The 17,401-nt window shown below is 67.1% G+C and carries 19 protein-coding genes; 14 read left to right on the plus strand and 5 right to left on the minus strand.

Features of this window, described 5'->3' with window-relative positions:
• Window positions 1-396, minus strand: a complete 396-nt coding sequence (gene flgC, locus J4O76_RS15800; protein WP_107952494.1) for a flagellar basal body rod protein FlgC — start codon at window positions 394-396, stop codon at window positions 1-3.
• A gap of 18 nt (window positions 397-414) precedes the next feature.
• Complete coding sequence (locus J4O76_RS15805; protein WP_279628692.1) at window positions 415-753, minus strand: flagellar basal body rod protein FlgB; 339 nt, start codon at window positions 751-753, stop codon at window positions 415-417.
• A 594-nt stretch (window positions 754-1,347) separates the two neighbouring features.
• Between J4O76_RS15805 and J4O76_RS15810 the strand changes: the two genes are divergently transcribed.
• The 8 genes from J4O76_RS15810 to fliA all read left to right on the plus strand — a co-directional run bounded on the left by J4O76_RS15810 (window position 1,348) and on the right by fliA (window position 7,600).
• The gene (locus J4O76_RS15810; protein WP_426282798.1) at window positions 1,348-2,022 is read left to right on the plus strand and encodes a motility protein A; all 675 of its coding nucleotides are present in this window, start codon (window positions 1,348-1,350) and stop codon (window positions 2,020-2,022) included.
• Window positions 2,019-2,540, plus strand: coding sequence for a hypothetical protein (locus tag J4O76_RS15815; RefSeq protein WP_426282799.1), 522 nt, complete (start codon window positions 2,019-2,021; stop codon window positions 2,538-2,540). The genes J4O76_RS15810 and J4O76_RS15815 overlap by 4 nt, the downstream gene beginning before the upstream one ends.
• Window positions 2,537-3,031: a flagella basal body P-ring formation protein FlgA gene (locus tag J4O76_RS15820; RefSeq protein ID WP_426282800.1), complete on the plus strand. Its 495-nt coding sequence runs from the start codon at window positions 2,537-2,539 to the stop codon at window positions 3,029-3,031. The genes J4O76_RS15815 and J4O76_RS15820 overlap by 4 nt, the downstream gene beginning before the upstream one ends.
• 100 nt (window positions 3,032-3,131) lie before the next feature.
• Complete coding sequence (gene flgM, locus J4O76_RS15825; protein WP_426282801.1) at window positions 3,132-3,428, plus strand: flagellar biosynthesis anti-sigma factor FlgM; 297 nt, start codon at window positions 3,132-3,134, stop codon at window positions 3,426-3,428.
• On the plus strand, window positions 3,415-3,732 hold the full coding sequence (locus tag J4O76_RS15830; protein ID WP_055881695.1) for a hypothetical protein: 318 nt from the start codon (window positions 3,415-3,417) through the stop codon (window positions 3,730-3,732). The genes flgM and J4O76_RS15830 overlap by 14 nt, the downstream gene beginning before the upstream one ends.
• A 185-nt stretch (window positions 3,733-3,917) precedes the next feature.
• On the plus strand, window positions 3,918-4,763 hold the full coding sequence (locus tag J4O76_RS15835; protein WP_426282802.1) for a lytic transglycosylase domain-containing protein: 846 nt from the start codon (window positions 3,918-3,920) through the stop codon (window positions 4,761-4,763).
• A gap of 3 nt (window positions 4,764-4,766) precedes the next feature.
• Window positions 4,767-6,854, plus strand: a complete 2,088-nt coding sequence (flhA, locus tag J4O76_RS15840) for a flagellar biosynthesis protein FlhA (RefSeq protein WP_426282803.1) — start codon at window positions 4,767-4,769, stop codon at window positions 6,852-6,854.
• A complete protein-coding gene (gene fliA, locus J4O76_RS15845) occupies window positions 6,851-7,600 on the plus strand; it encodes an RNA polymerase sigma factor FliA (protein ID WP_426282804.1) in 750 nt (249 codons plus the stop codon). The genes flhA and fliA overlap by 4 nt, the downstream gene beginning before the upstream one ends.
• A 35-nt stretch (window positions 7,601-7,635) precedes the next feature.
• Here fliA and J4O76_RS15850 read toward each other — a convergent pair whose 3' ends face one another.
• The 3 genes from J4O76_RS15850 to J4O76_RS15860 all read right to left on the minus strand — a co-directional run bounded on the left by J4O76_RS15850 (window position 7,636) and on the right by J4O76_RS15860 (window position 10,718).
• On the minus strand, window positions 7,636-8,376 hold the full coding sequence (locus tag J4O76_RS15850) for an SDR family NAD(P)-dependent oxidoreductase (protein WP_426282805.1): 741 nt from the start codon (window positions 8,374-8,376) through the stop codon (window positions 7,636-7,638).
• A gap of 256 nt (window positions 8,377-8,632) precedes the next feature.
• Window positions 8,633-9,508 carry a flagellin gene (locus tag J4O76_RS15855; RefSeq protein ID WP_426282806.1) on the minus strand — a complete coding sequence of 292 codons (876 nt, stop codon included), beginning with the start codon at window positions 9,506-9,508 and terminating at the stop codon, window positions 8,633-8,635.
• Between the two features lie 283 nt (window positions 9,509-9,791).
• Entirely contained in the window at window positions 9,792-10,718 is a 927-nt protein-coding gene (locus J4O76_RS15860) for a flagellin (protein ID WP_426282807.1), read from the minus strand.
• Between the two features lie 284 nt (window positions 10,719-11,002).
• On the opposite strand from J4O76_RS15860, the gene J4O76_RS15865 reads away from it, so the two are divergent.
• From J4O76_RS15865 to J4O76_RS15890, 6 genes are read left to right on the plus strand one after another with little or no spacing between them, the layout of a single operon-like run.
• Window positions 11,003-12,304: a sigma-54 interaction domain-containing protein gene (locus J4O76_RS15865; RefSeq protein WP_426282808.1), complete on the plus strand. Its 1,302-nt coding sequence runs from the start codon at window positions 11,003-11,005 to the stop codon at window positions 12,302-12,304.
• Window positions 12,301-12,663, plus strand: a complete 363-nt coding sequence (gene fliE, locus J4O76_RS15870; protein WP_426282809.1) for a flagellar hook-basal body complex protein FliE — start codon at window positions 12,301-12,303, stop codon at window positions 12,661-12,663. Before J4O76_RS15865 ends, fliE begins: the two co-directional genes overlap by 4 nt.
• A gap of 1 nt (window position 12,664) precedes the next feature.
• Complete coding sequence (gene fliF, locus J4O76_RS15875) at window positions 12,665-14,332, plus strand: flagellar basal-body MS-ring/collar protein FliF (protein ID WP_426282810.1); 1,668 nt, start codon at window positions 12,665-12,667, stop codon at window positions 14,330-14,332.
• Window positions 14,329-15,339: a flagellar motor switch protein FliG gene (gene fliG / locus J4O76_RS15880; RefSeq protein WP_426282811.1), complete on the plus strand. Its 1,011-nt coding sequence runs from the start codon at window positions 14,329-14,331 to the stop codon at window positions 15,337-15,339. The genes fliF and fliG overlap by 4 nt, the downstream gene beginning before the upstream one ends.
• On the plus strand, window positions 15,332-16,081 hold the full coding sequence (locus tag J4O76_RS15885) for a FliH/SctL family protein (RefSeq protein WP_426282812.1): 750 nt from the start codon (window positions 15,332-15,334) through the stop codon (window positions 16,079-16,081). The genes fliG and J4O76_RS15885 overlap by 8 nt, the downstream gene beginning before the upstream one ends.
• Entirely contained in the window at window positions 16,075-17,400 is a 1,326-nt protein-coding gene (locus J4O76_RS15890; protein ID WP_426282813.1) for a FliI/YscN family ATPase, read from the plus strand. Before J4O76_RS15885 ends, J4O76_RS15890 begins: the two co-directional genes overlap by 7 nt.
• Window position 17,401 lies beyond the last annotated feature (1 nt).

Raw genomic sequence — 17,401 nt, forward strand, 5'->3', positions numbered from 1 at the left:
TCAGCGGCCTAGCTTGAGGGTATCGATGATGAGCGACTTGGCCGTGTTCATCACCTCGATGTTGTTCTGGTAGCTGCGGGCGGTCTCCATCATGTCGACCATCTCGCGGGTTTCATCGACCGCCGCCTCGAAGATGTTGCCATCCTTGTCGGCCATCGGATTGTCGGGGTCGTAGCGCTTGGTCGGCGCTTCACCGGCGGTGACGACGCGCTCGACGTCGACCGTCGACATACCGCTGGCGGCGTCGAAGCTGGTGCGGAACACCGGCTTCATCGTCTTGTACGCGGTCTCCGCGGAGCCGGTGGTGCCACCGGCATTGGCGAGGTTCGACGCCGTCGTGTTCATCCGGACGAGCTGCGCGGACATTGCGCGGCCGGCGACCTGGAAGATCGTCATGGGCTGGTTGGACACGGCTTACTCCCCCTTCAGCGCGCGGGTGATCTGGCCGATCCGCCCGTTCAGGAACGACAGCGTCGTCTGATACTGGACGGCGTTCTCGGCGAAGGCGGTCTGCTCCTGGCTCAGCTCGACGGTGTTGCCGTCCATCGAGGTCTGCGTCGGGATGCGGTATTTCGTGGCCGCATTGGTGCTGCCGTCGTTCTCGACCGAGGCGAGCGCGGACTGGAAATCGATGTCGCGCGCCTTGAAGCCGGGCGTCGAGGCGTTGGCGATGTTCGACGCCAGCACACCCATGCGCTGCGACCGCACCTCGAGTGCCGCCCCGTGAACTCCGAAAAGCGTGTCGCCTGACACAAGCCCGTCTCCTGGCGCATCATTGCGCAACCGGACACAAGCAATGGGCGTGCCAGTTTTGGTGGCGAGGGTGGGGGATGGTGGTTTGCCGGGCGGTGGCGGGCTGGCGGCAAGGTGAGCGGCAAGAGGTTGCCGGTGTTGCAGGGGTGGGCGGCAAAGAGGTTGCCGGTTGGCGTGTTTGGGGCGGCAACCGAACCACTGCCTCCTGCCTCACTATGTTTCCCCGCGAAGGCGGGGACCCAGTCTGGGCTCCCGCCTTCGCGGGAGAACAAGGAAGCGGGTGCTGCTGCTCACCCACTGCCACCACCCCGGCGAAGGCCGGGGCCCAATTGGAGAGGTCACAGTAACGAAGCGCCCCCTCAGTTAGCCACGTCCCCCAACTGGGCCCCGGCCTTCGCCGGGGTGGCGGTTGAGTGGCCACCGGCATCACCCTTCTTCCCCCCTCCCTCGTGAAGGGAGGGGGGAAGAAGGGTGGGCTACTTGGCGAACTCCGCGGCCTGTAACGAGCCCACCCACCCCTAGCCCCTCCCTTCACGAGGGAGGGGAACAGAAAATTACGCCAATCCGGCACACCCCTTGCATCATCCCACGCACATGATCACGCTCGCCCAACTCCTCGACCCCGCAGCACTCGCCATCGTCGGTGGCGGGACGACGCTCGCCGTCGTCCTCCGCACCCCCCTCCGCGACCTCGGCCGAGCACTCGCCGCCGTGACCACGCTCGGCCGCGGCCGGTTCGATGCCGAGCCTCTCCTTCTCCAGATCACCGCCCTCGCCCGCATCGCCAAGCGCCACGGCGTGATGGCGCTCGATCGCTCGGTCATCACCGACGCCGACGTCGCCGCGGGGATCGCCGCGATCGTCGACGGCGCCTCCGCGACCGACGTCGCGACGCTTGTCCAACATCGCCGCCGCGCCCGCATCGAGCGCCACGTCGCCGCCGCCGACGTCTGGGCCGGCGCCGCCGAGGTCGCGCCGGCGATGGGCATGGTCGGCACGCTGATCGGCCTGGCGCAGATGTTCGCGACGATGAGCGATCCCGGCGCGATCGGCGGCGCGATGGCGGTCGCGCTGCTCGCCACGCTGTACGGCGCGCTGTTTGCCAATTTGCTCTTCATGCCGATCGCCAACCGCCTCCGCGCGCAAGGGCGTAACGAGGCGTTCGAGCGGGCACGGATTGAAGCGCCACTGGTAGCGCTTGCCGAACGCGAGACGCCGCGCGGCTATGTCGCGCCCAGTTCGCCGCCGACGCTGGCCACTGTCGCATGAACGCCAACGAATATCCCGACGCGCCAACCGGCAAGCCGCTCTGGCTGATCACGCTCGCCGACCTCGCCTTGCTGCTGGTCGGCTTCCTCGTGCTCCTGCAAGCCACGCAGCATATCGGCGGCAAGGATCTGGCCAAGGGTATCCGCGAAGGCTTCGGCGCGAACGACACCGAGCCGACGCCGATGCCCGTCGCCGCGGCCGGCATCCTCGATTTTGCACCCGGATCGGCGATCCTGCCGACCACGCCGGGCGCGCTCGTCGCCTGGGCGCGCGAGGCGGCGCGCGATCCCCGCGTCATGCTCACCGTCACCGGATCGACCGACGGGACGGCCGCCGATATCGACCGCGTCACCGGCAGCGCCGCGATTCTCGCCGCCGACCGCGCGCGCACCGTCGCCGCCGCGCTCGCCGCGGTTGCACCGTCTCGCGTCGCGATTGTCACCGCCACCAAGCCCGGCCGCCGTGCCGCCATCGTCTCCGTCGCCTTTGTCGGCGAAGCCCCAAGGACCGCTCAATGATCATCCCGTTCCTGCTCATGGCCGCAAGCTTCCAGGATACCGCCGCGCTCGACGCCTCGGTCGCCGCGTTCACCGGTCGCCCGACCGGCGCCGAGGGCGGCGCGCGCACGCCGGTCGATGCGCGGTTGCGGCTCGCGACCTGCTCGACGGTGTCGCTGTCGTGGCGCTCCGAACAGCATGACGCGGTCGTCGTGTCGTGCGCGGGGCCGGCGTGGCGGATCTTCGTGCCCGTCATCCGCCCGGCCAGTGCGCCTGCCGCAATCGCCGCCTCGTTCGCCCCCGCCGCGAAGGCCCCACCCGTCATCAAGCGCGGCGATCCGATCGTCATCGAGGCCGGCACCGAAGGCTTCTCGATCAGCCGCGAAGGCGTCGCGATGGGCGATGCCGCGCCCGGCGGGCACTTCATGGTCAAGGTCGACGACACCCGCACCCCGGTCCAGGCGATCGCGGTCGACGCCGGTCGCGCGACGCTGCCCGGCTGGTCGAACTAAGCCTGATCGAACTAATTTCAGACGAACAGATTAATTTTGCTAAAGGTTTTGCCGGTGCGGCCGTTTCTCCTGATGTCAGCGCAAACCAGAGGATGCGGACATGGTGGACTCGATCGGCGCGAAGCCGTCAGTAGCAGGAGATCGCTCCGTCGCGCGCATCGCCGCGGCAGCACCGACGACGGTCGTTCAGACGCCGGCTCTGCCCAGGCAGACGTCGGTGGAGCCGGAATCGATCGCGCTCGCCAAGTCGATGGCCGCCTCGCCGCCGATCGATGCGAGCCGCGTCGCCGCGATCAAGAAGGCGATCGCGACGGGCACCTTCCCGATCCTCCCCGCGACCATCGCCGATCGCCTGATGGCGCTTCGCCTGGACTGGAATTCGAATGAAACGGCGTGATGCCCTGATCCGCGTGATCGACGCGCTCCACGCCGAGATCGCCGCGCTGAAGTCGAACGACGTCGCCAGCCTGGAGCGTGCGACCGCGGACAAGCTCGCCGGGATCGAACAGGTCGCGCTGCTCGGCACCGGGCCTGCGGGCACCGAGATCCGCGAGCTGGCCGACGAGGCGAACCGGCTCAACGAGACGTGCCGGATCTACACCAACTTGATGGCGGCAAATGTTCGCCGCCGCCTGCAAACCCTGACCGGCGACGGTGCCGTTGCCGGGTATCGGCCGGGCCTGCGCGCCGCGTACGCTTAAGTAGCGCGCTTACACTTCCCATCTCCGTCATCCTGACGAAAGTCAGGATCCAGGGTAAAAGGGGCGGCGCCACATGGCTCTGGATCCTGACTTTCGTCAGGATGACGGCGCTACGGGAAACAAATACCGGAAACTGGCACGACCCTTGCTCAGCATCCCCTGAACCAGGGGCACCGCACACGGGCATGACCGTCAATCCTATCACTACCGGCCGGATCCAGTCCGCGATCGCGCTTGCGAGCAGCAAGACGGGCGTGGATTTCGACTATCTGCTGGGCCAGGCGAAGCTCGAGAGCGGGCTCAACGCCAATGCCAAGGCCGGCACGTCGAGCGCATCCGGCCTCTATCAGTTCATCGAACAGAGCTGGCTGTCGGTCGTCAAGAAGCACGGCGCGGAGCACGGCATGGCGTGGGCCGCGAACAGCATCGGCCAGTCGTCGAGCGGCCGCCTCTCGGTCGGCGATGCCGGCACCAAGGCGGCGATCCTCGCGCTGCGCAACGATCCCAATGCCGCGTCGCTGATGGCCGCCGAATACGCGTCGGACAACAAGGCCTCGCTCGAAGGCACGCTGAACCGGCCGGCCTCGGGCACCGACCTGTATATGGCGCACTTCATGGGGCTCGGCGGCGCGACCAAGTTCCTCAAGACGATGCAGGCCAATCCGCAGGCGAGCGGCGCCGCGCTCTTCCCCGCCGCGGCGCGCGCGAACCACAACGTCTTCTACGATTCGAACAACCAGCCGCGCACGCTGTCGGCGATCTACGACCGGTTCGCCGACAAGCTCGGCGGTGCCGCCGCCGGGGCAAGCGCGACCGCAACGCCCGCCAACTACGCCGCGCAGGCGCTCGACATGAACGGTAGCACGGTCATCACCGGCAACAACGAAAGCGCGGACGACGCGCTCGCCTGGGCGACTACCGCGATGGGCAGGTTCACCGGCAAGACGACGCAGGCCGCCGCCAACATCCTGCGCCCGACGCCCGATACCGCGCGGCTCGCGTACATGATGCTCGCACGGTTGGGCGGCTAAGCGATGAACCGCATTCTCTCCAACGCCCGCGCTTCGGTCCTGCCGCTCGCGATCCTGCTGCTCGTGCTCGTCATGGTCGTGCCGATCCCGGCGTTCATGCTCGACATCTTCTTCGTGGCGAACATCGCGATCAGCCTGGCCGTGCTGATGGTCGCCTTGAACGCGCAGAAACCGCTCGACTTCTCCGCCTTCCCGACCGTCCTCCTGTTCGCCACCCTGTTCCGCCTCGGCCTCAACGTCGCCTCCACCCGCATCGTGCTGGTCCACGGCCACGAAGGCGAAAGCGCGGCGGGTCACGTGATCGAGGCGTTCGGCACGTTCCTGATCGGCGGCGATTACGTCGTCGGCATCTTCGTCTTCGCGATCCTGATGATCATCAACATGATCGTCGTGACCAAGGGCGCCGGCCGCGTCTCCGAAGTCAGCGCCCGCTTCACGCTCGACGCTTTGCCCGGCAAGCAGATGGCGATCGACGCCGACCTCAACGCGGGCCTCATCACCCCCGACGAAGCCAAGGCGCGCCGCGTCGAAGTCTCGACCGAAGCCGATTTCTACGGCTCGATGGATGGCTCGTCTAAGTTCGTGAAGGGCGATGCGGTCGCGGCCATGCTGATCCTCGCCGCCAACATCATCGGCGGCCTGATCCTCGGCCCCGTCAGCCACGGCATGACGATCGCGGATGCCGCGCACAACTACATCCTGCTCGCGATCGGCGACGCGCTGGTCGCGCAGCTACCGAGCCTGATGCTGTCGATCGCCGCCGCCTCGATCGTCACGCGCGTCACCTCGGACAAGGATCTCGCCGGCCAGATCGGCGGCCAGTTCGGGTCGCCCCGCACCTGGACGCCGGTCGCGGTCATCCTCGCGCTGCTCGGCATCCTGCCCGGCATGCCGCACATGGTGATCCTGCCGGCGGCCGCGATCGCCGGGTTCGCCGCGTGGAAGCTGCGCCAGATCGAGCGCCGCCCCGCCCCCGTTATGGTCGTCCCCGTCGAGACGATCGACCAGTCGAAGATCGGCTGGGAGGAAGTCACCGACGGGATGCAGGTCAATCTCGACATCGGTTACGGCCTGGTCCCGCTCGCCGACGAGCGGCGCGGGTCGCCGCTGATGGGCCGGATCACCGGTGTGCGTCGGCAGCTGTCGAAGGAACTGGGCTTCGTCGTGCCGCAGGTCCGCGTCCGCGACGACATCAACCTCGCGCCATACGTCTACCGCATTCTCGTCAACGGCGTGGTCGTCGGCGAGGACACCGTGTCGCCCGACGAGATGCTCGCGCTCGACACCGGCCAGGCGTTCGGCGACCTGTTCGGCAAGAAGGTCAAGGATCCGACTTTCGGGCTCGACGCGACCTGGGTCGACGCGGGCGACGCCGATGCCGCGACCGGTGCGGGTTATCTCGTGGTCGATCCCGGCACCGTGATAGCGACGCATCTGAACCATCTGCTCGGCCAGAACGCGTCCGACCTGCTCGGCCAGGACGAAGTGCAGGCGCTGCTCGACGGCCTCAAGGAGCGCGCCGCGCAGCTGGTCGCCGCACTCGCACCGCTGCCGATCACGACGCTGACGCAGGTGCTGAAAGGCCTGCTCGCGGAGAACGTGCCGCTCAAGGAATTCCGTCGCATCGCCGGCGCGATCGCGGTCGCGGCGCAGCGTACGCAGGACGCCGAGGAGATCATCGAGACGATCCGTCCCGAACTCGGCGCGCTCATCATCCAGAAACTGTGCGGCGTGCGCGAACCGCTGCGCGTCATGACGTTGGAGGGTCAATTGGAAGGTCTGCTCGGCCAGGCGATGCGCGCCGATCAATCGCGCCGCCACGTCATCGAACCCGATCTCGGCCGCCGCATCGTCGAGGCGCTGCAACGCGCCGCCGAACCGCTGATCGCCGAGGCGAAACCGTTCGCGCTGGTCGTCCAGCCGACCATCCGCATCGCGATCCGCAAGCTGGTGCGGACGTGCCTGCCCGACACTCCGGTGATGTCGTTCTTCGAAGTGCCCGAGGAGAAGGCGGTCGAAGTCGTCGCGGTCATCGGTGCTTCCCAGCCGGCGCAAGCCGGAAACTTCGGGCAACAGGCGCTCGCAGCATGAGCGCGCTCCCGATGCGCGGCGCCTTCGCCGATGCCCAACCCCTCACCTACCGCCCGCACCAACGCCCCGGCGGCGACGCGGACCAGCTTGTCAAACAGCACCTCCCGCTCGTCCGCCGGATCGCGTGGCACGTCCACGGCAGCATGAGCAGCAGCGTCGAGGTCGAGGACCTGATCCAGGTCGGCCTGGTCGCACTGGTCGAGGCCGCCGCGAATTTCGACGAACGCGGGCTTCCGTTCAAGACCTACCTGATCACGCGTTTGCGTGGCAGCATGATCGACGAACTGCGCCGCCAGGCCACGTCAACGCGCGGCGCGATGCGTCGCCGCCGCCAGTACGCCGAGGCGATCTCGACGCTAACCGCCCGCACGGGCAAAGCTCCCGGAGAAGACATGATCGCAGACCATATCGGCGTGACGATCGAGAAACTCCGAACCGACTACGTCACCGCCGACTCGATCCGCTTCGACTCGATCGACGAGCTGTACGCCGACGACCTGCCCTGGTTCGCCGACGACACGCCCGACGCGTTCGAGCAACTCGCCGACAGCGACATGCGCGAGGCGCTTATCGCCGCGATCACCGCGCTCCCCGAACGCGAGGCGCAGGTGATCCAGCTCTATTACGTCGAAGAACTCAACCTCGAGGAGATCGGCGAAGTCTTCGGCGTCGGCTCTGCGCGAGTGTGCCAGATCAAGGCGTCCGCGCATGCGAAACTGAAGAAGGCACTCGCCCGAGCGCTATAGAGCGACTGATGGGCAAAGCTTCAAAGCATGCCCCTTCACGCGCTCCAGCCGCCGTCGATGGTATATACCGCGCCCGTGATGAACCCCGCTTCGTCCGATGCGAGATAGGCGACCAGCCCGGCCACCTCGTCGGGCGTGCCGTGCCGGCGGATTGCAAGCGGCGCCCTGTTCGCCTCTGCATTGGGGCCGTCGGCAGGATTGCGTTCCGTGTCGACCGGTCCCGGCTGCACCAGGTTTGCGGTTATGCCGCGCGCGCCGAGGTCGCGCGCCAGCCCCCGGGTCATGCCAGCAAGCGCCGATTTGCTGGCGGCATAGAGCGTAACGCCCTCGCCGGGCGCACGGTCGGCGACGATGCTGCCGATCGTTATGATGCGTCCTCCGGTAGACATCGCAGCTGCAACTCGCTGCGCGGCGATGAACGGTGCGCGCACGTTGACCGCAAACACTCGGTCGAACGCATCGTCGGCATAGCTCGCGAGCGTGCCGTTTTCCGACATGCCGGCGACGTTCACCAGGATATCGATCGTGCCGTAACGCGCAATCACCGTGTCGATCGCAGCGCGCAACGCGGCGGCATCGCTCACATCGGCCTGAACCGAGACGATCACGCTTCCACCGTCCTCGATCCCGCGAACGAACTGCCGTGCATCCTCGGCACGCGATCGATAGATAACCGCCAGCGACGCGCCATCGGCAGCGAGGCGGCGCGTGATCGCGGCCCCTATGCCGCGCGTCCCGCCGATCACCAGGGCGATCTTTCTGCGCAATGCCGTCATCGCTCTTCCCAACCAGCCTATGCTGCGACGCCGGTGGTGGCACGCGCAGAAGAGGGTAAAGTACGCCTGCTCCCCACGTGCAGACCAGCTGCACTGTATTGGGCCACGATAACGCCTTTCCTCGATCGCCCGCAAACATGCAAAAACCCCGGCAGCTTGCGCCACCGGGGTCTTTCCCGCTCGCGCTTCAGGGAAGCGAGGCGGGTCCGACCGGCACCGTCACCCTGCGGGGGGCTGGTGCCGGTGCCGGTCCGGATTAGCCCAGCAGCTTCAGCACGCTCTGCTGGCTCTGGTTCGCCTGGCTCAGCATCGCGGTCGATGCCTGGCTCAGGATCTGTGCCTTAGCGAGCGCGGTGGTCTCTGCCGAGAAGTCGGTATCTTCGATGCGGCTCTTCGCGTCCGACAGGTTGGTCGCATTCGAGGTCAGGTTGTTGACCGCCGACTGCAGCTGGTTCTGCGACGCGCCAAGCGATGCGCGACGGTTCGAGACGAGCGAGATCGCCGTGTCGTAATCCGCGAGCGACCCCTTGGCGACGACCGCGCTCGGCGTCGTCGAGTCGACGACCGAGCCGACACCACCGGTCGGCGGCGTGCCAGCGGTAGCGGCCAGCGTCAGATCGGTGCCCAGGTTGAGATCGATCGAGTCGCTGGCGTTCGCGCCGGCCTGGATCTTCACGACTGCGCCGGTGGTCGGGGCCGTCGCGGCGCCTGCCTTGCCGTCGAACAACTTTACGCCATTGAAGCTCGTGTTGGTCAGTACATTCGAGATCTGCTTGGCGAGCGCATCCTGCTCGGTCTTGATGTTGGCGATGTCGCTGGTCGAATAAGTGCCGTTGCTTTTCTGCACTTCCAGCTCGCGCATGCGCTGCAGGTTGTTGCTGACCTCGTCGAGCGCGCCTTCGGCGGTCTGTGCCATCGAGATGCCGTCGTTCGCGTTGCGGACGCCCTGATTCATACCCTTGATCTGCGACGTCATCGACGACGAAATGGCGAGGCCGGCTGCATCGTCCTTGGCCGAATTGATGCGCTTGCCGGTCGACAGGCGCTCCATCGAAGTCGCGAGCAGGTTCGAAGCCTTGGTCGATGCATTGGTCGCGCGTAGCGCGGAAACGTTCGTGCCGATGACAGTCATTGTGAAACTCCAGTGATCTTCGGCGATCCCCGCCGCCCCCGTGGCGAAGGGCCGTGCCGCCATAAGGAGTAACGGCGCTATCGCATCGAACTTAAGCGCGACCGGCCAAATTCTGCCGCTTTTTCTTATGGTTTACAGTATCTTGCAGGGCAACGCGCTGTGCCGAACGGACGAAACCCCCGACAGCGGATGCTGCCGGGGGCTCTCACGCGCATGATGCATGCGGCGACGTCTATCGGCGCCGTCACCCAAGGGGGGGGCGGTGCCGGCGCCGAAAGCTGGATTAGCCGAGCAGCTTCAGCACGCTCTGCTGGCTCTGGTTCGCCTGGCTCAGCATCGCGGTCGATGCCTGGCTCAGGATCTGTGCCTTGGCGAGCGCGGTCGTTTCAGCCGAGAAATCGGTGTCTTCGATACGGCTCTTGGCGTCCGACAGGTTGGTCGCGTTCGACGTCAGGTTGTTGACCGCCGACTGCAGCTGGTTCTGCGAGGCGCCGAGCGAGGCACGACGGTTCGAGACATTGGCGATGGCCGTGTCGTAATCGGCAAGGCTCGTCGACGACGATGCAGCGGCCGTGGAGCCGGTCACGACAGCACCGACACCACTGGCACCTGTGAGATTCGAGCCCAGATCGAGCGTAATCGCGTCGGTCGCATTGGCGCCCGCCTGGATCGAGACCTTACCAGTGCCAGCGACGTAGTCGCTCGACGCGGCGACTGCAGGATATTGCGGGCTACCTGTGGTGCCAGTGCCGACCACCGCATCCTTGGGGCCAGTACCCTTCTGGCCAGCGCTGCCGTCAAACAGTTTCACCCCGTTGAAGGTGGTGTTGCCGAGAACGTTGGTGATCTGCTTGGCCAGCGCATCCTGCTCGAGCTTGATGTTCGAGATATCGCTCGACGAATAGGTGCCGTTGGTCTTCTGCACTTCCAGCTCGCGCATCCGCTGCAGGTTGTTCGTCACCTCGTCGAGCGCGCCCTCTGCGGTCTGCGCCATCGAGATGCCGTCGTTGGCGTTGCGGATGCCCTGGTTCATGCCCTTGATCTGCGACGTCATCGACGACGAGATGGCGAGGCCGGCGGCGTCGTCCTTGGCCGAATTGATGCGCTTGCCGGTCGACAGGCGCTCCATCGAGGTCGCGAGCAGGCCCGATGCCTTGGTCGAAGCGTTGGTCGCGCGCAGCGCCGAGATGTTGGTACCGATGACAGTCATTGCGAAATCTCCGTGATCTTCGACGATCCGCGCCGCCCCCATGGCGAAGTGCCGATCCGTCAATGTGGGTAACGGCCGGTTCGGGACGGACTTAAGCGAAAAAATGCAGCCGGGGCCGGGCCTCGCACGCGCCCGTACGAGAGCCCGTGCGCGCGTTCGTGTGCGCAAACGCGCGCCAGTGTGCCCGCGGAGACGCGCCCGGAAATAATCTGCCGGGGGCGGCAGGGTTTAACCGCGCGTTTACCACCAATGCTGCATTCCCCGAATCGTTCAGGGGGAACTCCATGCGTTCAATTTTTCCATCGGCTGCAGTCACTTCGCGGAAATACGCGCTTGTTTCGTCATTGCGTGCGCAGGGCTTCGGCGTGGGCTCGTTCGAGACTGCACAGCCCGGCGCGAACGACCTGTTCCTGGTCGCGGATGGCGAGGGCATCACCGCCCCTGCCCGCACCGTGGTGATCGGTTGCGAAGGTCGCGAAGTGACGCCATCGCGTGACGGTGCGCCGGCGCGGATCAGCTTTGCCGCGGAGGACACCGCGGTCGGCAACGGCTTCGCCCGCGCCCTGATCGGTGGCGCCGACATGCCGACCGCCGCCGATCCCGAATCGCTCGCGCTGCTCGCCCTCGCGGAGCGCGTTGCCGCCGCCGACATCACGGTGCTGATCAACGGCCCGACCGGCACCGGCAAGGAAGTTCTCGCCCGCGCCATCCACAATGGCTCGGCGCGCAAGGACAAGCCGTTCATCGCGATCAACTGCGCCGCGCTCCCCGAATCGATGCTTGAGGCGCTGCTGTTTGGTCACCAGAAGGGTGCGTTCACCGGCGCATCCTCGGGTGGCGACGGATTTTTCCGCGCAGCGAACGGCGGAACGATCCTGCTGGACGAGATCGCCGAGATGCCGCTGCAGTTGCAGGCAAAACTGCTCCGCGTGTTGCAGGAGCGCGAGGTCGTGCCGCTGGGCGCCTCGGTGCCGCAGCCGATCGACGTCCGCGTGATCGCGTGTGCCAACCGCGATCTCCACGCCGAAGTCGCCGCCGGCCGGTTCCGCGCCGATCTCTATTACCGCCTCGCCGTGTTCCCGCTCGCGACCAAGTCGCTGGCTGAGCGCCCGCAGGATATCCCCGCGCTCGCCGCGACGCTGATCCTGCGTCATGCCGGCAACCGCAACGTCATTCCCTGGCCGAGCCACGCAGCGATCGAGCAGCTGATGCTGCACGACTGGCCGGGCAACGTCCGCGAGCTGGAGAACGTGATCCAGCGCGCGCTGCTGTTCTGCGGCGGCGATACGATCGAGACGAACCACATCGTGTTCGACCGCCCGGTGACGATGACGTTTCAGCGCACGGCTTCCGTTACACCGATCGCGCCCGTCGCGGTGCCTTCCGAGCCGGAGACGCTCGGCAACATCGTCCAGATGAGCGAGTTCGCCGCAATCCGCGAGACGCTCAAGGCGTGCAACGGCAGCCGGATCGAGACCGCGAAACGCCTTGGCATTTCCGAGCGCACGCTGCGCTACCGCCTCGCCAAGGCGCGCGAGCAGGGCGACGACATCGGCAGCGTCCATAACTGGGCGGCCTCGGCATGAGTGGCATCTCAAGCATCGGTGGCGGCGCGATGAGCGTCGACCGCGTCATGGCGCTTCGCTCGCAGATACTCGAACGCAATCAGGCGCTCTCGCGCGCCGGTGCCACCGGGAACGTCGCGCCGACCGAGACGGTCAAGCCGACCAGCTTTGCGGACACGATGGAAACCGCGCTGAAGGGCGTCAACGAGGGCCAGACCCAGGCCGCCAAGCTCAGCGAAAGCTATGAGCGCGGCGAGACGGTCGACATCGCGAAAGTGATGCTCGCCCGCCAGCAGGCGTCGGTCGGGTTCGAGGCGACGTTGCAGGTCCGCAACAAGCTGCTGTCCGCTTACAAGGATATCATGAGCATGCCGGTCTGACATGAGCACCGCACTCATCCCTTCGCCCGGCGGCACCGAACGGTTCGCCAATCCCCTCCAGCAGATCAAGGGCGCGTTCGCGCAGCCTGCGGTCCGTCGCTCGTTGCCGATGGCGCTGATGGTCGGCCTGATCGCCGCAGCCGCGCTTGCGTGGATGAGCCTGTCGACGCCGACGCAGAAGACGCTGTTCAGCGGCCTGCCCGATTCGGACAAGGCTGCGGTCACGTCCGCGCTGACCACTGCCAACATCAAGAGCCATATCGACGAGGGCACCGGCGCGCTGACCGTCGGCGAGGACGATTACAGTCGCGCCAAGATGCTGCTCGCGGGTCAGGGCCTGCCGAAAGCGGCGCCCGGCGGCTATGCGATCCTCGACCAGTTGCCGATGGGCGTTTCGCGCGCTGTCGAAGGCGAACGCCTCCGCCAGGCACGTGAATCTGAGATGGCGAAGTCGATCGAGGAGATCGACGCGGTCGCGGAGGCACGCGTGCATCTCGCCATGCCGGAAGCGTCGGTGTTCGTCCGCGACAATGCTGCGCCATCGGCGTCGGTGATTCTGAAATTGCAGGGCGGCCGCTCGCTGAGCGACGCGCAGGTCAGCTCGATCATCAACCTCGTCGCCTCGTCGGTGCCGGGGATGAAGCCCGAGGCAGTGACGATCGTCGACCAGATGGGCGCGCTGCTCACCAAGGCCGGCGGCAACGAAGGCGCTGGGGCGGCCAGCGATGCGCGGATCGATATCCAGCGCCGCGTCGAGGACAAGTATCGCACGCAACTGATTGCGTTGCTGACGCCGCTGGTCGGCGCGGGCAATTTCACCGCGGAGGTCCAGGCCGACGTCAATCTCGACGAGAGCCAGGCGACGCGCGAAAGCTATGAGAAGCAGGGCGTGCTCCGCGCCGAGACGGGCAACTGGACCGGCAACCAGAAGGACGGCACGGCTGGTGCTCCGGGCGGTATTCCGGGTGCGCTGAGCAACACGCCGCCCGCCGCGAGCACCTTGTCGACGCCGCAAGCCGCTAACGGCGCGTCGGGCAGTGCGCAGCCGGTCGCTGGCGGCGCGGCACCCAATGCGATGAAGCAGTCCGACCAGTATCAGCGTGCCTACGACCTCGGCCGCGAAGTGTCGGTCACGCGCGCTACGCCGGGTGGGGTCAAGCGTCTCTCGGTCGCCGTCCTCCTGCGCGATCCTGAAAAGGGCCGCCGCACCGCGATGGAGATCAACCAGATCAGCGATCTCGTGAAGAGCGCGGTCGGCTTCGATCAGGCGCGCAACGACAACGTAACGGTCATCAGCCGCAAGTTCGCGGGCGCCGATGCAACCGCGACGAGCGGCCCGGCCTGGTACGACAACGCCTGGCTGCCGGTACTTGCGCGCAACGGCACCGCGATCCTGATCGCGCTGCTCGTGCTGCTGCTCGGCGTCCGCCCGATCGCCAAGGCGCTGATGAAGAAGCGCGAGGATGCCGGCACGCGTCCTGCGCTCGGCCAGCCGATCGGCGTCGCGAACGGCGACGGCATGGCGGTCGCGGCACCGGTGAGCCTCGACCAGCTCGAGAACACGCGCGGCTATGACGACCGGATTGGCGCGGTCCGCGGCTTCACGCGCGACAATCCGACGCGTGCAGCCCTTGCCGTGCGCGACATGATCAAGGCCGACGCCAAGTGAGCGAAGTCGCCATCCGAACCTACACCGGCGTCGAGCGTGCCGCGGTGCTGATGATGCTCGTCGGCGAGGAGGAGGCCGCGGCCATCCTCCAGAAGCTGGAGCCCGAAGAAGTGCGCCAGCTCGGCGCGGCGATGTTCAAGGTCGCCGACGTCAGCGAGCAGGAGGTCGAGGACGTGCTCGACGATTTCGTTGGCCGCGCGCGAGAGCGGACCGCGATCGGTTTCGACCCGCGCCCGCAGATCGAGGCGGTGATGAACCGCGCGCTCGGGCCTGAGAAAGCGGAAAGCGTGCTCGCGCGCATCACGCCGCCCGAGGCCGCCTGCGAACTCGAACTGCTCGACTGGCTCGACGCACCCGAAATCGCCGCGATGATCGAAAAGGAGCATCCGCAGATCGCCGCGGTGCTGATCGCCAATCTCGACGCGTCGATCGGCGGCCAAGTGCTCGAACTGCTGCCCGATGCGGTGCAACCCGACATCCTCCACCGCATCGCGCGGCTGGGACCGATTACGCCCGAGGCAGTCGAGACGTTGAAGATCGTACTCGCCAACCGCACTACCGCGGCGCCCGGCTCGGTCGGCGTCACGCTCGGCGGCACGCGCGAGGCGGCCAAGATCCTGTCGGGCGCGCGCAAGGCAACCGAACAGCGCGTCATGCCGAAACTGTTCAAGATCGACCGCGAAGTGGCGAAGGCGATCGAGGAGGCGATGTTCGTCTTCGACAATCTGCTCGCGCTCGACGACAAGAATCTGGGCACGCTGATCCGCAACGTCGATAGCGAGATCCTGACCAAATCGTTGAAGGGCGTCGACGAGACGATCCGCAACCGCTTCCTCGGCTGCATGTCGGCGCGCGCCGCCGACGGCATCCGCGACGAGATGGAAGCCCGCGGGCCGATGAAGCTGGCCGAAGTGCTCGAAGCGCAGAAGGCGATGATCGCGATCGCGCGCGGCCTTGCGAAGGACGGCACGATCCAGATGGGCGGGGGGGAAGACGATTATGTCTAACGGCTTCACCGCGGGCTTCGCGTCGCGCCACACGACGACGGCCAACATTCTGGCGAGCGCATTCGCCCCGCCCTCGGGGTTCGCGGCTGCGGATATTCGCGAGCGTGCGACGGTGCGGCCCGCGAACTTCGCGTCGCCGAACTTCTCGTCGGAGCCGAGCACGCCACGCCACTTCAGCCCGGCGGACAAGGACGTGAACCCGACCGCCGGCTGGGATCCGCTCGATCCGGTCAGCGAATCGTCGTTCATCGACCCGCTCGCCGACCCGCTCGCCGACGCGCATGCCGCCGGCTATGCGGAGGGTCTCGCCGCTGCGGCCGCCGCGGCACAGGAAACGGCCACACGCGACGGCGCGCTGCTCGGCGACCTTGCCAGCGCGCTCGGCAACGATCGGATCGACCGCGACCGCGTCGCCGCCCAGCTCCGCCAGACGGTGTTGTTCCTCGTCTCGAAACTCGTCGGCGAAGTCGGCATCGCGCCTGACGTCCTTGCCGGTCGCATCGAGACGGCTGCCGAGCTGCTATCCGACTCCGCCGAATCCGCGCTGCTCCGCGTCCACCCCGACGACGTCGCGCTGCTCGAAGGCCGACTGCCGAAGACGATCTTCGCAGCAGGCGATCCGGGCGTCGCGCGCGGCAGCTTCGTGCTCGAAAGCGCATCGACGATCGTCGAGGACGGTCCGGAACTCTGGCTCGATCAACTCGCGCAGGCGATCGACCGCGTGCCGGTGCCCAAATGCTGAACCGCTTTACCGCCGATTATCTCGAAACCCTCTCCAACGCAGATTTCGTCGCCAAGCCAAAGGTCTCTGGCCGCCTTGCCTCGTTCGACGGCCTGCTCATGGAAGCGGTCGGCCTGACGCTACCCGTCGGCACCGTCTGCCAGGTCGGCGAAGGCGTGGCGAGCGTCGAGGCGGAAGTCATCGGCTTCCGCAACGGCCGCACGTTGATGATGAACCTCGGCGGCGCCGCGGCCCTTCTTCCGCGCGCACCGGTCAAGCCGATCGGTGCGCCGGGAGAGGCCGAAGTCGGGGCAGCCATGCTCGGTCGCGTCGTCGACGGTGCCGGCAAGCCGATCGACGGGCTCGGCCCAATCCGTGGCGCCGGGCGCTGGCCGCTCGCGGGGAAACTCCAGTCGCCGCTCGATCGCGGCCGTGTGCTCGAACCGCTCGACGTCGGCGTCCGCGCGATCAACGGCCTGCTGACGATCGGTCAGGGCCAGCGTGTCGGCATCATGGCGGGCTCGGGCGTCGGCAAGTCGGTGCTGCTCGGCATGATCGTCCGCGCCGCGCAGGCCGACGTGATCGTCATCGGCCTGATCGGCGAGCGTAGCCGCGAAGTCGCCGACTTCCTCGAAACCAAGGTCGCCGGCGCAGCGCGCAAGCGCTCGGTCGTCGTCGCGGTCCCCGCCAACCACTCCCCGGTCCTCCGCATCCGCGGCGCACTCCGGGCCCACGCGATCGCCGAATCTTTCCGCGACGAAGGCAAGAAGGTCCTGCTCATCATGGATTCGCTCACCCGTGTCGCGCACGCCGGTCGCGAGATCGGTCTCGCACTCGGCGAGCCTGCATCCGCGCGCGGCTATCCACCCAGCGCCATCGCGATGCTGCCGAACCTGATCGAGCGCGCTGGCGTCGACGTCCACACCGGCGGCTCGATCACCGCGATCTACACGGTGCTGGCGGATGGCGACGACGGCAACGACCCGGTGGTCGACTCCGCCCGCTCGATCCTCGACGGCCACATCGTCCTCAACCGCCATCTTGCCGAGCGCGGTGTTTATCCGGCGATCGACATCGGCCCGTCGGTCAGCCGCGTGATGACCGACATCGTGCCCGCGCACCACGCCAAGGCTGCGCGGACGCTCCGCCGCCACCTCGCCACCTACGAGGAAAACCGCGATCTCGTGCTGATGGGCGCCTACCGCCACGGCGCCGATCCCGCGATCGACGCGGCGATCGCCTGCCACCCCGCGGTCATGGAATATATCCGCCAGGACGCCGATGAGAACGTGTCGTTGAACGATGCGGTCGCCGAGCTGACCGGCGTGTTCGGCGGCTGAG

It is taken from the genome of Sphingomonas sp. NFX23 (assembly GCF_049887795.1).
In the GTDB taxonomy this organism is placed as follows: domain Bacteria; phylum Pseudomonadota; class Alphaproteobacteria; order Sphingomonadales; family Sphingomonadaceae; genus Sphingomonas.

What these genes read in the sequence shown, in the direction of transcription:
- flgC (WP_107952494.1), bottom strand. Translation starts at nt 396, where the DNA reads ATGACGATCTTCCAGGTCGCCGGCCGCGCAATGTCCGCGCAGCTCGTC.
- J4O76_RS15810 (WP_426282798.1), top strand. Translation starts at nt 1,348, where the DNA reads ATGATCACGCTCGCCCAACTCCTCGACCCCGCAGCACTCGCCATCGTC.
- J4O76_RS15815 (WP_426282799.1), top strand. Translation starts at nt 2,019, where the DNA reads ATGAACGCCAACGAATATCCCGACGCGCCAACCGGCAAGCCGCTCTGG.
- J4O76_RS15820 (WP_426282800.1), top strand. Translation starts at nt 2,537, where the DNA reads ATGATCATCCCGTTCCTGCTCATGGCCGCAAGCTTCCAGGATACCGCC.
- flgM (WP_426282801.1), top strand. Translation starts at nt 3,132, where the DNA reads ATGGTGGACTCGATCGGCGCGAAGCCGTCAGTAGCAGGAGATCGCTCC.
- J4O76_RS15830 (WP_055881695.1), top strand. Translation starts at nt 3,415, where the DNA reads ATGAAACGGCGTGATGCCCTGATCCGCGTGATCGACGCGCTCCACGCC.
- J4O76_RS15835 (WP_426282802.1), top strand. Translation starts at nt 3,918, where the DNA reads ATGACCGTCAATCCTATCACTACCGGCCGGATCCAGTCCGCGATCGCG.
- flhA (WP_426282803.1), top strand. Translation starts at nt 4,767, where the DNA reads ATGAACCGCATTCTCTCCAACGCCCGCGCTTCGGTCCTGCCGCTCGCG.
- fliA (WP_426282804.1), top strand. Translation starts at nt 6,851, where the DNA reads ATGAGCGCGCTCCCGATGCGCGGCGCCTTCGCCGATGCCCAACCCCTC.
- J4O76_RS15850 (WP_426282805.1), bottom strand. Translation starts at nt 8,376, where the DNA reads ATGACGGCATTGCGCAGAAAGATCGCCCTGGTGATCGGCGGGACGCGC.
- J4O76_RS15855 (WP_426282806.1), bottom strand. Translation starts at nt 9,508, where the DNA reads ATGACTGTCATCGGCACGAACGTTTCCGCGCTACGCGCGACCAATGCA.
- J4O76_RS15860 (WP_426282807.1), bottom strand. Translation starts at nt 10,718, where the DNA reads ATGACTGTCATCGGTACCAACATCTCGGCGCTGCGCGCGACCAACGCT.
- J4O76_RS15865 (WP_426282808.1), top strand. Translation starts at nt 11,003, where the DNA reads ATGCGTTCAATTTTTCCATCGGCTGCAGTCACTTCGCGGAAATACGCG.
- fliE (WP_426282809.1), top strand. Translation starts at nt 12,301, where the DNA reads ATGAGTGGCATCTCAAGCATCGGTGGCGGCGCGATGAGCGTCGACCGC.
- fliF (WP_426282810.1), top strand. Translation starts at nt 12,665, where the DNA reads ATGAGCACCGCACTCATCCCTTCGCCCGGCGGCACCGAACGGTTCGCC.
- J4O76_RS15885 (WP_426282812.1), top strand. Translation starts at nt 15,332, where the DNA reads ATGTCTAACGGCTTCACCGCGGGCTTCGCGTCGCGCCACACGACGACG.
- J4O76_RS15890 (WP_426282813.1), top strand. Translation starts at nt 16,075, where the DNA reads ATGCTGAACCGCTTTACCGCCGATTATCTCGAAACCCTCTCCAACGCA.